Genomic DNA, 17154 nt, shown 5'->3' with positions numbered 1-17154 from the left:
TTAAAATCATTAAAAGCAAAATATGACGATAAGGTTAAATAAAGTAACACGAGATTTGAATGTGGGAATTACGACGGCTGTTGAATTCTTGCAGAAAAAAGGGTTTGTCGTAGAGGCAAATCCGAATACGAAAATTACCGATGAGCAGTTTGAGTTGCTGAAAAAAGAATTCAGTACGGACAAGGATCTCAAAATGAAGTCCGAACGCTTCTTGCAGGAGCGTCAGACCAAAGAACGCAATAAAGCGTCTGTGGCTATTGAAGGCTACGAGACGAAGGAATCCGTGAAGGAAAAGGTAGAGGAAATAAAGACTGTAATTCCCGAAGATATACGTCCTAAGCTTAAATCTGTAGGCAAGATTGATTTGGAGAACTTGGGTAAGAAATCGGTGGTTGAGAAAGAAGTGGAAGGACAGAAACCGGAGGTTAAAGAAATGCCGTCGGAGGAGGTTGAGACACAAGTTGCTGAAGACCTTTCGGCAGCAGACCCGGTTCAGGAAATCGTGGAAGAAAAGCCTGTTGAAGTTCCTGTGGAAGAACCTCAGACTCAGGATGTGGTTGAAGAGGAACACGGTTCGGACGAAACGACAGACGTGGAGGTGGAAAAAGAAGAGGAAGCTCCGGCTGAAGAAACAAAGCCGGCGGATAGTTCCGAGGAAATTTTTACGGTTCCTAAGCCTGAGTTCGTTTCAAAAATTAACGTTGTCGGTCAGATAGACCTTGCCGCTTTGAATCAGTCGACTCGTCCCAAAAAGAAGTCGAAGGAAGAGAAGCGTAAAGAACGCGAAGAAAAAGAAAAACAGCGCCTTGATCAGAGGCGTCAGATGAAAGAGACCATCATGAAAGAAATCCGTCGGGAAGACAACAGGATGAGAAATGAAAATGACGGTGAAGGCGGTGGCAAGAAAAAACGCGTTCGTATTAATAAGGAAAAAGTAGATATCAACAACGCGTCCAACTATCAGAAAGGCGACCATCAGAAGGGAGGAAATGTAGTCGGACAGCAACAGGGAGGCAAGAAAAATAAGGATCGTTTCAAGAAACCTCTTATCAAACAGGAAGTAAGTGAGGAAGATGTTGCTAAACAGGTGAAGGAAACCTTGGCACGCCTTACGTCGAAAGGTAAGAGTAAAGGGGCCAAATACCGTAAAGAGAAACGTGAACAGGCTGCCGACCGTATGCACGAGCTCGAAAGTCAGGAGATGGCTGATAGCAAAGTATTGAAGTTGACAGAGTTTGTGACAGCCAACGAGCTGGCCAATATGATGGACGTACCTGTTACGCAAGTCATCGGTACGTGCATGAGCATCGGTATCATGGTGTCCATTAACCAGCGTTTGGATGCTGAAACCATCAATCTGGTGGCTGAAGAATTCGGCTTTAAGACTGAATATGTAAGTGCGGAAGTGGCACAGGCCATCGTGGAAGAGGAGGATGCTGAAGAAGATTTAGAGTTTCGTGCTCCGATTGTGACCGTGATGGGTCACGTCGACCATGGTAAGACATCGTTGCTCGACTATATCCGTAAGGCCAATGTGATTGCCGGTGAAGCAGGAGGTATTACTCAGCACATTGGTGCTTATCACGTGACGTTGGAGGACGGACGTAAGATTACGTTCCTCGATACGCCGGGGCACGAAGCATTTACTGCCATGCGTGCCCGGGGTGCCAAGGTGACGGATATTGCCATCATCATTGTGGCTGCCGATGATAACGTCATGCCGCAGACCAAGGAAGCGATCAACCATGCTATGGCTGCCGGTGTTCCCATTGTGTTTGCTATCAACAAAATAGATAAGCCGACTGCCAATCCCGATAAGATCAAGGAAGAACTGGCCAATATGAACTTCTTGGTAGAGGAGTGGGGCGGTAAGTATCAATCTCAGGATATTTCGGCCAAGAAGGGTATCGGTGTTCCTGAACTGATGGAAAAGGTATTGCTGGAGGCCGAAATGTTGGAGCTGAAAGCTAACCCCAATCGTAAAGCTACGGGATCTATTATCGAGTCTTCGCTCGGCAAAGGTCGTGGTTATGTAGCAACCGTGTTGGTATCCAATGGTACGTTGAAAGTGGGTGATATCGTATTGGCCGGAACTAATTACGGTAAGGTGAAAGCGATGTTCAACGAGCGTAACCAGCGAATGACACAAGCCGGCCCGTCTGAACCTGCTCTTATTCTGGGCTTGAACGGCGCACCTGCTGCAGGTGATACGTTCCATGTGATTGAAACAGAACAGGAGGCACGTGAGATTGCCAACAAGCGTGAACAGTTGCAGCGCGAACAAGGTCTGCGTACACAGAAGATGCTGACGCTCGACGAAGTGGGCCGACGTCTGGCATTGGGTGATTTCCATGAATTGAATGTCATTGTCAAAGGTGATGTGGACGGTTCGGTAGAAGCCTTGAGCGATTCGTTGATTAAGTTGTCTACAGAACAGATCCAAGTCAATGTTATCCACAAAGGCGTGGGACAGATTTCTGAGTCGGATGTGTCCTTAGCGGCTGCTTCGGATGCCATTATCGTAGGCTTCCAGGTACGTCCTTCGGGAGCTGCCGCCAAGCTGGCGGAGCAGGAAGGTGTGGATATCCGCAAGTATTCTGTCATCTATGATGCAATCGAAGAGGTGAAGTCTGCAATGGAGGGTATGCTTGCTCCTACGTTGAAGGAACAAGTTACCGCTACAATCGAAGTGCGTGAAGTCTTCAATATCAGCAAGGTTGGTATGGTAGCCGGTGCGATGGTGAAGACAGGAAAGGTGAAACGTACCGATAGGGCCCGTCTGATTCGCGATGGCATCGTGGTATTCACCGGCAATATCAATGCCTTAAAGCGCTTCAAGGATGATGTGAAAGAAGTCGGAACCAACTTTGAATGCGGTATCAGTCTGACTGGATGCAACGATATCAAGGTGGGCGACGTCATCGAAACATTCGAAGAAGTGGAAGTAAAACAGACACTTTGATTCTGAATAGTTAGACTTTCAGCCGCAGACAACGCGGACGATACGGATTTTATGTTGCATGAATAAATGGTGCAGCCAAGCTGTAAAAATGATGAAATCTGCGTTGTCGGTGTAGTCTGCGGCTGGTTTATATATAAATAAGGTATGACCACAATAGATATCATTATACTCGTTATATTGGGAGCGGAAACCGTAGTGGGTTTTGCCGAGGGTTTTCTCAGGCAGTTGGCCGGTTTGCTGGGGCTTGTTGCCGGTTTGTTGATAGCCAAGGCGTTGTATGCTACCGTAGCCGAGCGGGTGTTTTTGCCGCTTACCGACTCGTTGACGGTGGCGCAGGGCATCGCTTTCGTGATTATATGGCTGGCTGTTCCGCTGGCATTCCTGCTGTTGGCGTTGTTACTGACCAAGGCGATGGAAGCTGTTTCGTTAGGGTGGCTCAACCGGCTGTTAGGTGCCGGATTGGGCTTGCTGAAGTCCGCTTTGTTAGTAAGCCTGTTGATTTGTGTGGTCGAATATATTGACATGGATCATACGCTCCTGAAGAAAACAAAAAAGCAGGAGTCCGTGTTATATTATCCGTTGGAGAAGTTTGCAGGAGTCTTTCTGCCTGCGGCTAAAGAAATAGCTGTCGAATTCCTCTGACAGCGAAAATTGGATGAACTTGAATATAGAAAGATTATGCGACAAGAAGAACCTAATAGATATGTCAAGGAACTCACGCAGGAGAAGTACAAGTACGGCTTCACGACCGAGGTGCATACTGATGTCATTGAGAAGGGCCTGAACGAAGACGTCATTCGCTTGATTTCCGAGAAAAAGGGCGAGCCCGACTGGATGTTGGAGTTTCGCCTGAAGGCTTACCGCTACTGGCTGACACTGGAGATGCCCACATGGGCCCATCTTCGTATTCCTGAAATAGATTACCAGGCTATTTCCTATTATGCTGACCCTACCAAGAAAAAGGAAGGCCCGAAAAGCATGGACGAGGTAGATCCTGAACTGATTAAGACTTTCAATAAGCTGGGCATTCCTTTGGAGGAACAAATGGCGCTGAGCGGTATGGCTGTGGACGCTGTGATGGATTCGGTTTCTGTGAAGACAACCTTCAAGGAGACATTGATGGAGAAAGGTATCATTTTTTGTTCCATGAGTGAGGCTATCCGTGATCATCCCGACTTGGTGCAGAAATATTTAGGCTCTGTGGTGCCTTACCGTGATAATTTCTTTGCGGCACTCAATTCCGCCGTGTTCTCTGACGGCTCTTTCGTATATATACCCAGGGGAGTGCGTTGTCCGATGGAACTGTCTACTTATTTCCGCATCAATGCACAGGGTACGGGGCAGTTTGAGCGTACACTCATTGTGGCCGATGAGGATGCCTACGTTTCCTATCTCGAAGGTTGCACGGCCCCCATGCGTGACGAGAACCAGCTGCATGCCGCTATTGTAGAAATTGTGGTACACGATCGGGCTGAAGTGAAATACAGCACCGTGCAGAACTGGTATCCGGGCGATGCCGAGGGTAGGGGAGGCGTGTACAACTTCGTTACCAAGCGCGGTATCTGCAAGGGGGTAGATAGTAAACTGTCGTGGACGCAGGTAGAAACGGGTAGTGCCATCACGTGGAAATATCCTTCGTGTATCTTGGCGGGCGACAATTCCATCGCTGAGTTCTACAGTGTGGCTGTAACCAATAACTACCAGCAGGCCGATACAGGCACGAAGATGATTCATATCGGAAAGAACACCCGTTCGACCATCGTCAGCAAAGGTATTTCTGCCGGACGGAGCGAGAACTCTTACCGCGGCTTGGTGCGCGTTAGTCCTAAAGCCGACAATGCCCGCAACTACAGCCAGTGCGATTCGCTCTTGCTGAGTGACAAATGCGGTGCGCACACCTTCCCCTATATGGACATCCATAACGAAACGGCAGTAGTGGAGCACGAAGCCACCACCAGCAAAATCAGTGAAGATCAGATATTCTATTGCAACCAGCGTGGCATTTCGAGTGAAGATGCCGTAGGGCTCATCGTCAACGGTTACGCCAAAGAAGTGCTCAACAAGTTGCCGATGGAGTTTGCCGTTGAGGCACAGAAGCTGTTGAGTATCTCGTTGGAAGGAAGCGTGGGTTAAGTGAGGCACGAATAATGAAGCATTAAGAATAAAATGGGTTGAATGAAGAAAACAGGATGAAGAGAGGCAATTCTTCTCATTCATGCTGCTTCATTCTTAATTATAGAAATTATGTTAGAGATTAAAGACCTTCATGCCAGCATCAATGGCAAAGAGATATTGAAAGGCATCAACCTCACGATTCGTGACGGCGAGGTGCACGCCCTTATGGGGCAGAACGGTGCGGGAAAGAGCACGTTGAGCAACGTTCTCGTAGGACATCCCGCTTACGAAGTGACACAAGGTTCTATTACCTTCAACGGCAAAGATTTGTTGGCCTTGTCGCCCGAAGACCGTGCCCATGAAGGCATCTTCCTGTCATTCCAGATGCCGGTCGAGATTCCGGGCGTGTCAATGGTGAACTTTATGCGTACAGCTGTCAATGAGCAGCGCAAGTATCGCCACCTGCCTGCCCTTTCGGCTTCGGAGTTTCTGAAGCTGATGCGTGAAAAACGTGCTATCGTGGAATTGGACAGTAAGTTGGCTAACCGCTCTGTGAACGAGGGCTTCAGCGGCGGCGAGAAGAAACGGAATGAAATCTTTCAGATGGCGATGCTCGAACCGGCTTTTGCCATTCTCGACGAAACGGACTCCGGTCTCGATGTGGATGCTTTGCGCATTGTTGCTGAAGGCTTCAATCAGTTGCGTACAGCGCGGACGTCCGCGCTGGTTATCACGCACTATCAGCGCCTGCTGGATTATCTGAAGCCCGATGTGGTGCACGTCCTGCTGGGCGGTCGCATTGTGAAGACGGGTGGGCCGGAACTGGCGACGGAAATCGAACGCCGCGGCTTCGACTGGATAAAGAAAGAGGTAAACGAATCGTTATGAGACCCGAACAACAATACATCGATCTGTTCTCGCAGTGCGAGGCTTTGATATGCCGGCACAGCTGTGAGGTGATGAATGCCCCGCGTGCCTCGGCCTTTGCCGACTTCGAGCGCCTCGGTTTCCCCACCCGCAAGGACGAGAAATACAAATATACCGACGTCAGCAAGCTCTTTGAACCCGACTACGGACTCAACCTGAAGCAGCTCGACATCCCTGTTAATCCCTATGACGTGTTCAAGTGCGATGTGCCCAACATGAGCACCTCGCTCTACTTTGTCGTCAACGATGTCTTTTACAGCAAAGCGTTGCCCAAGTTGCACTTGCCCGAAGGTGTGCTTTTCGGCAGCCTGCGGCAGCTGGCGGCGGAACGTCCTGAATGGGTGAAGAAGTACTACGGCCGCTTAGCCGATACGGCGAAGGACGGCGTGACGGCACTCAATACGGCTTTGGCCGAAGATGGCGTACTGCTTTACGTGCCTCGTGGCGTAGTGGTAGAACGGCCTATCCAATTGGTGAATATCCTGCGCAGTGATGTCAGTCTGATGGTGAACCGTCGCGTACTCATCGTATTGGAAGATGGTGCACAGGCGCGGATGCTGGTTTGCGACCATGCTATGGATGCCGTCAACTTCCTGGCTACGCAGGTGGTGGAAGTCTTTGTGGGACGCGATGCCGTTCTCGACCTTTACGAACTGGAGGAGACCCACAATCAGACTGTGCGTGTCAGCAATATGTACGTCCGTCAGGACAGCGGAAGCAACGTCCTGCTGAACGGCATGACTTTGACAGGTGGTACGACACGCAACTCAGTCAACGTCACTTTAACCGGTGAGGGAGCTGAAATCAATCTTTGCGGCATGGTTATTGCCGATAAAAACCAGCATGTGGACAACCACACCGCCATTGACCACGCCGTGCCCCGTTGTACATCGAATGAGCTTTTCAAGTACGTGCTCGACGATCAGGCTGTGGGTGCCTTTGCCGGGCTTGTCTTGGTGCGTCCCGGCGCACAGCATACCTCTTCGCAGCAGACCAATCGTAACCTGTGCGCCACACGCGAGGCCCGCATGTACACCCAGCCACAGCTGGAGATCTATGCCGACGACGTGAAGTGCAGTCACGGCGCTACGGTCGGACAGCTGGACGACGCGGCCCTGTTCTATATGCGCCAGCGTGGCATTCCGAAGCAGGAAGCCCGTCTGTTGCTGATGTTTGCTTTTGTCAACGAGGTCATCGACACCATTCGCCTCGATGCCCTGCGCGACCGCTTGCACCTGCTGGTAGAGAAACGTTTTCGCGGCGAACTGAACAAATGTCAGGGATGTGCTATCTGTAAATGAACTCTATGACGATCAAGCTATGATGTATAATGTAGAAGAGATAAGAACCGATTTCCCGATACTCGCCCGTACCGTCTACGGCAAGCCGCTGGTCTATCTGGATAACGGCGCTACGACCCAGAAACCCCGCTGTGTGGTCGACGCCATTACGGACGAGTATTACAGCGTCAACGCCAATGTTCATCGCGGTGTCCACTTCCTCTCCCAGCAGGCTACGGAGCTGCATGAAGCCGGCCGCGAAACCGTGCGCCGCTTCATCAACGCCCGCAGCACGAATGAAATCGTCTTTACCAGAGGCACTACGGAGAGCATCAACCTGCTCGCTTCCAGCTTCGGCGAAGTCTTTCTCCATGAGGGCGACGAGGTCATCGTCTCCACGATGGAACACCACAGCAACATCGTCCCCTGGCAGCTGCTGCAAATGCGCAAGGGCATCAGGCTCCGCGTCATTCCGATGAACGATCGCGGCGAGCTGCTGTCCGACGAATACGAACGTCTCTTCACGGAACGTACCCGGATTGTCTGCGTGACACACGTCAGCAATGTTCTTGGCACGGTCAATCCGGTTAAGAAGATGATAGCCGTTGCCCATGCTCACGGCGTTCCCGTGCTGGTGGACGGTGCGCAGAGCATTCCCCACATGCCCGTCGACGTGCAGGCACTCGACGCCGATTTCTACGTATTCTCCGGTCATAAGGTTTACGGCCCCACAGGTGTCGGCGTGCTCTTCGGCAAGGAGGATTGGCTCGACCGGCTGCCTCCCTATCAGGGCGGTGGCGAGATGATCCGGCACGTCTCGTTCGAATGCACTACGTTCAACGAACTGCCCTTCAAGTTCGAGGCCGGCACGCCCGACTACATCGGTACGACGGGACTGGCCAAGGCGTTGGACTACGTTGCGGCATTAGGCATGGAACACATCGCCGCTTACGAGCACGAACTCACTGACTACGCCACGCGCTGCCTGAAAGAAATCCCCGGTATGCGTATCTTTGGCGAGGCTGCGGAAAAGGGCAGCGTCATCTCTTTCCTTGTGGGTGACATCCATCACTTCGACATGGGCACGTTGCTCGACCGCCTCGGTATTGCCGTCCGCACGGGCCATCACTGCGCCCAACCGCTGATGCAGCGCCTCGGCATCGAGGGCACCGTTCGCGCTTCATTCGCCCTGTATAACACGAAGGAAGAAGTCGACGCTCTCGTGTCCGGCGTGGAGCGTGTCAGCCGGATGTTCTGAGCGGATGATGAAAAACGCTGCGTGCTGCAACTTCCTGCCGCCGCGCCGCGTCTGATAAGAACAAATGATTTTTTTAAACGAATAAATTATGTTACTGACAACTACCTCTATGATTGACGGCGGGAAGATTACCCGCTACTACGGCATCGTTTCGGGCGAAACCATCATCGGTGCCAACGTTTTCCGCGACTTCTTTGCCAGCATCCGCGACATCGTGGGCGGACGCAGCGGCTCCTACGAAGAAGTGCTTCGCGAGGCTAAGGAGACGGCCTTGAACGAGATGAAGGAGCAGGCGCTTGCACTGGGCGCCAACGCCGTTATCGGCGTCGACCTGGACTACGAGACTGTGGGCGGCAGCGGTTCCATGCTGATGGTGACTGCCGCAGGCACGGCGGTGACGGTGGAGTGATGGAACCATGCTGCTTCCCTATCTGAATGCCGATTTGACGGAGGCCGGCTGCGATGAGGCCGGTCGCGGCTGTTTGGCGGGAGCCGTCTATGCCGCTGCCGTCATCCTGCCGAAGGATTTCCGCAACGAACTGCTCAACGACTCCAAGCAGTTGACCGAGAAACAGCGCTACGCCTTGCGTGAGGTTGTCGAACGCGAGGCGCTGGCATGGGCTGTAGGCATCGTTTCGCCGCAGGAGATTGATGAAATCAACATTCTCAACGCCTCGTTTCTGGCCATGCACCGCGCCATCGACCGGCTTGCCGTCCGTCCGCAGCATCTGCTCATCGACGGTAACCGCTTTCGCAACTATCCTGACATTCCCCACACTACGGTGGTGAAAGGCGACGGCAAGTATCTTTCCATTGCTGCCGCGTCCATCCTGGCCAAGACCTACCGCGACGACTACATGAACCGCCTGCACGAAGAATACCCTTGCTACGGGTGGAACCGCAATAAGGGATATCCCACGAAGGAGCATCGCGCCGCCATTGCCGGGCATGGCACGACGCCTTATCATCGTCGGTCGTTCAACTTGCTGGGCGACGGGCAGCTCTCCTTAGACTTCGGTTAAGGCCTCATTCTTCGGACGGTGTACGGAGACGGGCGATGCAGAAAGTCCCTGTCTGCGGTTCGGATTTCATACTTTTTTGTAACTTTGCAGCCGGAAAGGAAATAAGATTGATTAAACATTAAATACGTTAAGCATTATGGCAAAGAAAGCTCTTTTAGTGATTCTCGATGGTTGGGGGTGCGGCGACCATCAGAAAGGAGACGTGATTTTCAATACTCCCACACCTTACTGGGACAGTCTGCTGGCCGACTATCCGCATTCGCAGCTCCAGGCGAGCGGCGAGAACGTCGGACTGCCCGACGGACAGATGGGCAACTCCGAAGTGGGCCACCTGAATATCGGTGCCGGACGCATCGTCTATCAGGACCTTGTGAAGATTAACCGCGCCTGCGCCGACGGCAGCATCCTGAAGAACAAGGAAATCATCGCCGCCTTCTCTTACGCGAAAGAGAACGGCAAGAACGTCCATCTCATGGGACTGACCTCGGACGGCGGCGTTCACTCTTCGTTCGACCACCTGTTCAAGCTCTGCGACATCGCCGGGGAATACGGTCTGCAAGACACGACATTTATCCACTGTTTCATGGACGGCCGCGACACCGACCCGAAGAGCGGCAAGGGCTTCATCGAGCAGCTGACTGCCCACTGCGCACAGTCGGCAGGACGCATCGCCGGCATCGTGGGCCGCTACTACGCTATGGATCGCGACAAACGCTGGGAGCGCGTGAAGCAGGCCTACGACCTGCTCGTCAACGGACGGGGTCACGTAGCTACGGACATGGTTCAGGCCATGCAGGAGTCGTATGACAACGATGTGACGGACGAGTTCATCGAACCCATTGTAAACGGATCGTTCGACGGCACCATCAAGGAAGGCGATGTCGTGATCTTCTTCAACTACCGCAACGACCGCGCCAAGGAGCTGACCATCGTACTGACGCAGCAGGATATGCCGGAGCAGGGCATGCACACCATCCCCGGCCTGCAATACTACTGCATGACGCCCTACGACCATTCGTTCAAGGGCGTGCACGTCCTCTTCGATAAGGAACTCGTGCAGAACACGCTGGGCGAATACTTGGCCAATCACGGCAAAACGCAGCTTCACATCGCCGAAACGGAGAAGTACGCGCACGTGACCTTCTTCTTCAACGGCGGACTCGAAACTCCCTATGCCAACGAAGACCGCATCCTTGTCCCCTCGCCGAAGGTGGCTACCTACGACCTGAAGCCTGAGATGAGCGCCTACGAAGTGAAGGACAAGTTAGTACAGGCCATCGGCACGCAGAAATACGACTTTATCGTGGCGAACTACGCCAACGGCGACATGGTGGGCCACACGGGTGTCTACGAGGCCATCGAGAAAGCCGTCGTCGCTATCGACAACTGCCTCCGCGATACCGTAGAGGCTGCTAAGGCCAACGGCTACGAAGTGATTGTCATCGCCGATCACGGTAATGCCGATCACGCCCTGAACGCCAACGGTACACCGAACACCGCCCACTCGCTGAACCCCGTTCCGTTTGTCTATGTGACGGAGAACAAGGGCGTCCGGGTAGAGAACGGTGTGCTGGCCGACGTGGCTCCGTCCGTCCTCCACATCCTCGGCATGCCTCAGCCTGCCGAGATGACCGGCAAGGATTTGATTCAGGAATGATTCGGAAGATTACAAATGAATAGCGGGCAGGCAGAAGGTGCCGATGAAACGGTTCTTTCTGTCTGCCCTTGTATTTTTTAACGGTTTGCTTTTATTCGCGGCAAGGCATTTGTTTACTCCGTTTGAACTGCCGGTTCAACGTCTTTGAACTGTCAGTTCACTCCGTTTGTACGGTCGGTTTACTCCGTTTGTACGGTCAGTTTAAAGGCTTTGAACTGACAGTTTATTTTCATTAAGCCGGAATAAACCGATAGGCGGTTGATGGACAGCGGCTTATACGGATGCCCCGTTGTGGAGAAAGCGTTTGATAAGAACGGTACATGATGATACAGATAGACGATGTAGTGGTAAGTCTCGACGTGTTGCGCGAGAAGTTCCTGTGCGACCTGTCTGCCTGCAAGGGCGAGTGTTGCATCGAGGGAGATGCCGGAGCGCCGGTAGAACCGGACGAAGTGGAGAAACTTGAAGCCGCGCTCCCTGCGATATGGGACGACCTCAGCCCGGAGGCGCGGGCTGTCATCGACCGTCAGGGGGTGGTGTACACCGACTGCGAGGGCGACTTAGTGACATCCATTGTCAACGACAAGGACTGCGTCTTTACCTGCTATGACGATCGCGGTTGCTGTTGCTGCGCCCTCGAAAAGGCCTTCCGTGCCGGCAGGACGCGCTTCTACAAGCCCGTTTCGTGCCACCTCTATCCCGTCCGCGTGAGCCGTTACGGCTCCTACAGGGCGGTGAACTACCACCGCTGGGATGTCTGCAAAGCCGCCGTCCTGCTGGGGTGCAAGGAGAATGTCCCTGTCTATAAGTTCCTGCGCGAGCCGCTCATCCGCAAGTTCGGCGAGGCGTGGTACCGCGAACTGGAGCTTGCGGCGGAAGAACTAAAGCGGCAGGGGATGCTGTGATGGGCGGAGAGACATCCGGCGCGGCAGATTTTGTCGGCAAATATTTTTTTCATACCTTTGCAGCAAAGCTCTCCTGCAGCGGCAGGGAGTAAGGTATTTTGATTATTAATTAGCGTTTACTATTTATTATAAGAATAAGTCGTAAGCGTCTGCGGATCGTGTGGACGTGACTTGTCTGTGATTGTGGGGCAGGCCCGATACCCCGTTTTCCTGTAGTAAGTAGATACGCGCATAACATGCGGTATTTATGCAAGAAAAAAACAATCTGATTTCGTTCCTGCAAGCATTCGGCATATTGCTTGTAGTGGTGGGACACAGTATGCAGGGAGCATCGTCTCCCTTGTTGTTACACACGTGGATCTATTCTTTCCACATGCCTTTGTTTATGTTTATCTCCGGTTTCCTTTGGGGATACGGGAGTGAGAAAAAGCATCTCCCCTTGTCTACCCCCCCCCTATACGGTCGCAAAGGATTTATATGGAAGAAGATGAAGCGGCTGCTGATACCCTATGTAGCCCTCAGTACGCTGACCTTCCTTCCCAAAGCCCTGTTCAATCGTTTTGCCGTGCATCCTGTGGAGGTTTCATTTGAGTCCTTTTTCCACCAGTTGATTTATCCTGGGGATAATGTGATAGTGTACTTCTGGTTCCTGCCTACGTTGTTTGTCATCTTCCTGATGGTTATGTATGGCGTCCGTTTGTTCAGGCGCTTCGACAGCCGGGAGGGGCATGCAGCTGTGCTGCTTGTCGCCTTGCTGCTGCATCTTTTCAATCCGGCGGCAGGTATCAGGCTGCTGAATCTCGGTGGAGTGATTGGTTACCTGTTTTACTTTCTTTTAGGTTATTATTGTTGCCGCTATCATGTGGAAGACCGCCTCGCCGGTAACCCCTATGTCGGACTTGGCGCCACGCTGTTGCTTTCGGTGGCATTCGTTACCTTCATCCCCTCATTCCCCGGCAAAGATGTGCTGACGGCTTGCAACGGCATCGCTCTCAGCATTTTCCTCGGAAAGGTCTATCTTGTACGCCGGGCCGGTTTCCTCGACCATTTGTATGGGGCCTCCTATGCCATCTATCTGTTTTCATTCTTTCCGCAAGCGGTTTTCCAGCAGGTTTTTTTAGGCATTACCCATGCGCCCTGGCAGGTAGGGGCAGTACTGGCGGCCGTGACCGGAGTATATGTACCCTGGCTCATTTATAAATGGATAGTGAAGCATCGGACGGAGCGTGTAGGACGGTGTGTCGCCTATCTGACCGGACATTCTTAAGGATGAAGTTCGTCTCTTCACGCTGCTTTTGTCGGGGCTTTTCAGCGAAGTGAAGAAATAAAGAAGTCCCGACCGCAGGTTTCCCCTGTCCGGCCGGGACTGTTCTGTGTAAGATGTGAGATAGGTTAATGATGAATTATGCGTCGATGTTGGCATAGGTTGCGTTCTTCTCGATAAACTCGCGGCGCGGGCCTACGTCTTCGCCCATCAGCATGGAGAAGATGTAATCGGCTTCGGCAGCGTTTTCGATGTTCACCTGCTTCAGCATACGGTTATCGGGGTTCATGGTCGTCTCCCATAGCTGTTCGGGGTTCATTTCGCCCAAACCTTTGTAGCGCTGCGTGTGGATGGCGTTTTCCGAACCGCCGCCGTAGGTGTCGATGAACCGCTGGCGTTGCTGGTCGGTCCAGCAGTATTCCCTTACCTTGCCTTTCGTGCAGAGGTAGAGCGGGGGAGTGGCGATATACAGGTAGCCTTCGCGGATGACTTGCGGGAAGTAGCGGAAGAACAGGGTCATAATCAGTGTGTCGATGTGCGATCCGTCGACATCGGCATCGGTCATGATAATCACTTTCTTGTAGCGCAGCTTGTCGATGTTGGCTTCCTTGCTGTCTTCCCCGTTCAGGCCGAAGCGGATGCCCAGTGCCTGGATGATGTTGTTCACTTCGTCGCTTTCGAAGGCTTTGTGCCACATGGCTTTCTCCACGTTCAGGATTTTGCCGCGCAAAGGCAGGATGGCCTGATACTGGCGGTTGCGTCCCTGCTTGGCCGAGCCGCCTGCCGAGTCACCCTCGACGAGGAACAGTTCGCATTCGTCCGGGTCCTTGCTGGAGCAGTCGGCCAGTTTGCCGGGCATCCCTCCGCCGTTCATGGGCGACTTGCGCTGTACGGACTCGCGGGCCTTGCGGGCGGCCACACGGGCCGTAGCGGCGAGTATCACTTTGTCGACAATCAGTTTGGCTTCTTTCGGATGTTCCTCCAGATAATAGGTCAGCGCTTCGCCCACAGCCTGGTTGACGGCGCCGCTCACTTCGTTGTTGCCCAGCTTCGTCTTGGTCTGTCCTTCAAACTGAGGTTCGGCCACCTTGACGGAGATGACGGCGATCAGTCCTTCGCGGAAGTCCTCGCCGGAGATCTCCACTTTGGCTTTCTCCAACTGTTTGGTGCAGGTCTCTTCGCCGTATTTCTTTAGCACACGGGTCAGGGCGATGCGGAAGCCGGCTTCGTGCGTACCGCCTTCCTTTGTGTTGATGTTGTTCACGTAGGAGTGCAGGTTCTCGCGATAGCCCGTGTTATACATGATGGCACATTCGATGGGCACACCGGCCTTTTCGGTATTCAGGTAGATGACATCATCGAAGAGCGGCGTGTTGTTGCTGTTCAGGTAGCGTACAAACTCCTTCACCCCTTCCACCGAGTGGAATGTCTCCTTTATGTAGTCTCCGTTTTCGTCCTGTTGGCGTCGGTCGGTCAGGGTGATGCGGATGCCGGCGTTCAGGTAAGCCAGTTCGCGCAGGCGGGCTTGCAGGGTGCTGTACTTGTATTCGGTCGTGGTGAAGATGCTGTCGTCAGGCCAGAAAGTCTGTTTCGTGCCGGTGAACCCCGGCTCGCAGGTGCCTACTTCCCTGACGTCGTAGAGCGGCTTGCCGCATGCGTATTCCTGCTGATAGATTTTCCCGTTGCGGAACACCTGGGTCGTCATGTGCGTGGAGAGCGCGTTGACGCACGATACGCCGACGCCGTGCAGACCGCCCGATACTTTGTAGGAGCCTTTGTCGAACTTGCCGCCGGCATGGAGTACGGTCATGACGACTTCCAGTGCCGACTTCTTTTCTTTTTCGTGCAGGTCGACGGGGATGCCTCGGCCGTTATCTTGTACCGTGATGGAGTTGTCTTCGTTGATTGTCACTTCGATGTGGTCGCAGTAGCCGGCCATCGCTTCGTCGATGGAGTTGTCCACCACCTCGTAGACTAAGTGGTGCAGACCGTTTTCGCTGATGTCGCCAATGTACATGGCAGGGCGTTTCCGTACCGCTTCCAATCCTTCCAGTACTTGGATGTTACTGGCCGAATAATTGTTTTCACCGTTTATTTTCTCTTCTTCAGTCATAATTTATGCTTATTGAAATAACTGAGCAAAAATAGTGAAAATCGTTGAATTATGCTACGGAGATGAGGAGTTTTTTCTGCCTTTACGGCTTTTTAGCAGACCGGCCTTCGGGATGCCTGTGCATACAAGAAAAGGCCGGACTTTCCTGTCCGACCTGTTATGCGTTACGGGGCTTTGCGTTCTTGTTACGCCAGCTTGTTGATGTGCAGAGCCAGTTTAGACTTCAGATTGTTGGCTTTGTTCTTGTGGATAATGTTTGTCTTGGCCAGCTTATCCAGCAATTTAACCAATCCGGGGTACATAGCGACTGCTGCTGCCTTGTCGGTAGTAGCGCGAAGTTTGCGAACAGCATTTCTCATGGTCTTGCCATAATATCTGTTGTGAAGTCTTCTTTTTTCTTCTTGTCTGATTCTTTTCAGTGATGATTTGTGATTTGCCATCTCGACTGATCTTTTTTTTAATTCGTTTATTCCTTTTATTTGTAGCCCGTGGGGGAATCGAACCCCCCTTTCAAGAATGAAAATCTTGCGTCCTAACCGATAGACGAACGGGCCTCCTTGGGTCGGCGTTTCCGCCTGCAAACGCTTTATTTTCCGTTTGCGGATGCAAAGGTAGAAACTATTTTTGAACCGGCAAAATGTTCTTGCTGTTTTTTTGAATACAATAGTCGGATTTTCTCTCAGAGGCGGTAGAGCGATGGAGGTACAGCCTTTGTGTCCTGCCGAAGAGGCCGTGCAGGCACCGTTTTGTGTAAGAAAGAAAGGGGAGGACACGGCCAAGTCTTCTCTTTTTTGTAACTTTGCAGACGGATTTACGAAACAGGCGGAGGGAATATGTGGCAAAAGGCGGAAGGGATCGTGCTTCGCACGGTGAAATATAAGGATGCGGCTTGCATTGCCGATGTCTATACGGACGTGGCAGGCCGGGTGTCCTTCAGGGTGCCGTTGCCCCGTTCGCGTAAGGCGGCGGTCAAGCCTGTTTTGTTTCAGCCCTTGTCGTTGGTCGAGTTGGAGGCCGATTTCCGTCCGAATGCCACTATATATAAGGTAAAGGAAGCGAAGTCCTGGCATCCGTTTGTCTCCCTGCCCTACGACCCCTGTAAATCGGCTATCGCCTTGTTTCTTTCGGAGTTTTTGTGCCGTGCCGTCTGCGTGGAAGCGGATAACCGGGCCTTGTTCTCCTATGTGCGGCATTCCATCGTGTGGTTGGACGAGTGCCGCACGGGGTTTGCCAACTTTCATCTGGTCTTCCTGATGCGCCTTTCCCGCTTTCTGGGGCTTTATCCCAATCTGGAGGGCTATTCGGACGGCTGTTATTTCGATTTGGTGAATGCCTGCTTTACGCCTCTTCGCCCTTCGGTACATTCCCATTATATCGGGCCGGTCGAGGCGTCGCGCCTTCTTACCCTGATGCGGATGAACTACGACACGATGCATCTGTTCGCCATGAGCCGTGCGGAGCGGATGCGTTGTCTGACGGTTATCGAGCAATACTACCGTCTGCATCTGCCCGCCTTCCCGGAGCTGAAATCGTTGGATGTCCTGAAGGAACTGTTCGACTGAACGCAGGACTTTGGGCGAAAAACGCCGTTTTCATCGAAAAAAGACGCCGCTTTCCGGGGATGGAAGCGGTGCATTTCTTCGGGCGATGT

Annotated in this window: 14 protein-coding genes and 1 tRNA gene; 12 read left to right on the top strand and 3 right to left on the bottom strand. The window is 52.6% G+C overall.

Features of this window, described 5'->3' with window-relative positions; all coding sequences use genetic code 11:
- Nucleotides 1-22 precede the first annotated feature (22 nt).
- From infB to Q0Z70_RS03615, 11 genes are all read left to right on the top strand, one after another.
- Nucleotides 23-2962 (top strand): translation initiation factor IF-2, encoded by a 2940-nt coding sequence (infB, locus tag Q0Z70_RS03665; RefSeq protein ID WP_298072751.1) that lies wholly within the window; start codon nucleotides 23-25, stop codon nucleotides 2960-2962.
- Nucleotides 2963-3106: 144 nt separating this feature from the next.
- Nucleotides 3107-3604: a CvpA family protein gene (locus Q0Z70_RS03660; protein WP_298072749.1), complete on the top strand. Its 498-nt coding sequence runs from the start codon at nucleotides 3107-3109 to the stop codon at nucleotides 3602-3604.
- Nucleotides 3605-3640: 36 nt separating this feature from the next.
- The gene (gene sufB / locus Q0Z70_RS03655; protein ID WP_298072747.1) at nucleotides 3641-5095 is read left to right on the top strand and encodes a Fe-S cluster assembly protein SufB; all 1455 of its coding nucleotides are present in this window, start codon (nucleotides 3641-3643) and stop codon (nucleotides 5093-5095) included.
- Between the two features lie 111 nt (nucleotides 5096-5206).
- Nucleotides 5207-5965, top strand: a complete 759-nt coding sequence (sufC, locus tag Q0Z70_RS03650; RefSeq protein ID WP_298072745.1) for a Fe-S cluster assembly ATPase SufC — start codon at nucleotides 5207-5209, stop codon at nucleotides 5963-5965.
- Nucleotides 5962-7305 (top strand): Fe-S cluster assembly protein SufD, encoded by a 1344-nt coding sequence (sufD, locus tag Q0Z70_RS03645; protein ID WP_298072743.1) that lies wholly within the window; start codon nucleotides 5962-5964, stop codon nucleotides 7303-7305. Before sufC ends, sufD begins: the two co-directional genes overlap by 4 nt.
- Nucleotides 7306-7327: 22 nt before the next feature.
- A complete protein-coding gene (locus tag Q0Z70_RS03640) occupies nucleotides 7328-8542 on the top strand; it encodes a cysteine desulfurase (protein WP_298072778.1) in 1215 nt (404 codons plus the stop codon).
- Between the two features lie 88 nt (nucleotides 8543-8630).
- Nucleotides 8631-8951 (top strand): heavy metal-binding domain-containing protein, encoded by a 321-nt coding sequence (locus Q0Z70_RS03635; RefSeq protein WP_298072741.1) that lies wholly within the window; start codon nucleotides 8631-8633, stop codon nucleotides 8949-8951.
- Between the two features lie 7 nt (nucleotides 8952-8958).
- Nucleotides 8959-9564: a ribonuclease HII gene (locus Q0Z70_RS03630; RefSeq protein WP_298072739.1), complete on the top strand. Its 606-nt coding sequence runs from the start codon at nucleotides 8959-8961 to the stop codon at nucleotides 9562-9564.
- Between the two features lie 136 nt (nucleotides 9565-9700).
- The gene (gpmI, locus tag Q0Z70_RS03625; RefSeq protein ID WP_298072737.1) at nucleotides 9701-11221 is read left to right on the top strand and encodes a 2,3-bisphosphoglycerate-independent phosphoglycerate mutase; all 1521 of its coding nucleotides are present in this window, start codon (nucleotides 9701-9703) and stop codon (nucleotides 11219-11221) included.
- Between the two features lie 323 nt (nucleotides 11222-11544).
- A complete protein-coding gene (locus tag Q0Z70_RS03620) occupies nucleotides 11545-12126 on the top strand; it encodes a DUF3109 family protein (protein ID WP_298072776.1) in 582 nt (193 codons plus the stop codon).
- Between the two features lie 247 nt (nucleotides 12127-12373).
- Complete coding sequence (locus Q0Z70_RS03615) at nucleotides 12374-13393, top strand: acyltransferase family protein (protein WP_298072735.1); 1020 nt, start codon at nucleotides 12374-12376, stop codon at nucleotides 13391-13393.
- 136 nt (nucleotides 13394-13529) lie between these two features.
- Here the strand turns inward: Q0Z70_RS03615 and gyrB are convergent, their stop codons facing one another.
- The 3 genes from gyrB to Q0Z70_RS03600 form a co-directional block, all read right to left on the bottom strand.
- Nucleotides 13530-15503: a DNA topoisomerase (ATP-hydrolyzing) subunit B gene (gyrB, locus tag Q0Z70_RS03610; RefSeq protein ID WP_298072733.1), complete on the bottom strand. Its 1974-nt coding sequence runs from the start codon at nucleotides 15501-15503 to the stop codon at nucleotides 13530-13532.
- A gap of 185 nt (nucleotides 15504-15688) precedes the next feature.
- Nucleotides 15689-15943, bottom strand: a complete 255-nt coding sequence (gene rpsT / locus Q0Z70_RS03605; RefSeq protein WP_072546630.1) for a 30S ribosomal protein S20 — start codon at nucleotides 15941-15943, stop codon at nucleotides 15689-15691.
- 42 nt (nucleotides 15944-15985) lie between these two features.
- A tRNA-Glu gene (locus tag Q0Z70_RS03600) sits at nucleotides 15986-16057 on the bottom strand.
- Nucleotides 16058-16336: 279 nt separating this feature from the next.
- On the opposite strand from Q0Z70_RS03600, the gene Q0Z70_RS03595 reads away from it, so the two are divergent.
- Nucleotides 16337-17065: a DNA repair protein RecO gene (locus Q0Z70_RS03595; protein WP_298072729.1), complete on the top strand. Its 729-nt coding sequence runs from the start codon at nucleotides 16337-16339 to the stop codon at nucleotides 17063-17065.
- Nucleotides 17066-17154: the final 89 nt, after the last annotated feature.

Origin of the sequence: uncultured Bacteroides sp. (assembly GCF_947632445.1) — a bacterium.
In the GTDB taxonomy this organism is placed as follows: Bacteria; Bacteroidota; Bacteroidia; order Bacteroidales; family Bacteroidaceae; genus Bacteroides.
This window is presented reverse-complemented; position numbering and strand designations above follow the sequence as displayed.

Excerpts from the sequence above, each read along its gene's own strand:
- infB (WP_298072751.1), top strand. The coding sequence starts at position 23 with ATGACGATAAGGTTAAATAAAGTAACACGAGATTTGAATGTGGGAATT.
- Q0Z70_RS03660 (WP_298072749.1), top strand. The coding sequence starts at position 3,107 with ATGACCACAATAGATATCATTATACTCGTTATATTGGGAGCGGAAACC.
- sufB (WP_298072747.1), top strand. The coding sequence starts at position 3,641 with ATGCGACAAGAAGAACCTAATAGATATGTCAAGGAACTCACGCAGGAG.
- sufC (WP_298072745.1), top strand. The coding sequence starts at position 5,207 with ATGTTAGAGATTAAAGACCTTCATGCCAGCATCAATGGCAAAGAGATA.
- sufD (WP_298072743.1), top strand. The coding sequence starts at position 5,962 with ATGAGACCCGAACAACAATACATCGATCTGTTCTCGCAGTGCGAGGCT.
- Q0Z70_RS03640 (WP_298072778.1), top strand. The coding sequence starts at position 7,328 with ATGTATAATGTAGAAGAGATAAGAACCGATTTCCCGATACTCGCCCGT.
- Q0Z70_RS03635 (WP_298072741.1), top strand. The coding sequence starts at position 8,631 with ATGTTACTGACAACTACCTCTATGATTGACGGCGGGAAGATTACCCGC.
- Q0Z70_RS03630 (WP_298072739.1), top strand. The coding sequence starts at position 8,959 with ATGCTGCTTCCCTATCTGAATGCCGATTTGACGGAGGCCGGCTGCGAT.
- gpmI (WP_298072737.1), top strand. The coding sequence starts at position 9,701 with ATGGCAAAGAAAGCTCTTTTAGTGATTCTCGATGGTTGGGGGTGCGGC.
- Q0Z70_RS03620 (WP_298072776.1), top strand. The coding sequence starts at position 11,545 with ATGATACAGATAGACGATGTAGTGGTAAGTCTCGACGTGTTGCGCGAG.
- Q0Z70_RS03615 (WP_298072735.1), top strand. The coding sequence starts at position 12,374 with ATGCAAGAAAAAAACAATCTGATTTCGTTCCTGCAAGCATTCGGCATA.
- gyrB (WP_298072733.1), bottom strand. The coding sequence starts at position 15,503 with ATGACTGAAGAAGAGAAAATAAACGGTGAAAACAATTATTCGGCCAGT.
- rpsT (WP_072546630.1), bottom strand. The coding sequence starts at position 15,943 with ATGGCAAATCACAAATCATCACTGAAAAGAATCAGACAAGAAGAAAAA.
- Q0Z70_RS03595 (WP_298072729.1), top strand. The coding sequence starts at position 16,337 with ATGTGGCAAAAGGCGGAAGGGATCGTGCTTCGCACGGTGAAATATAAG.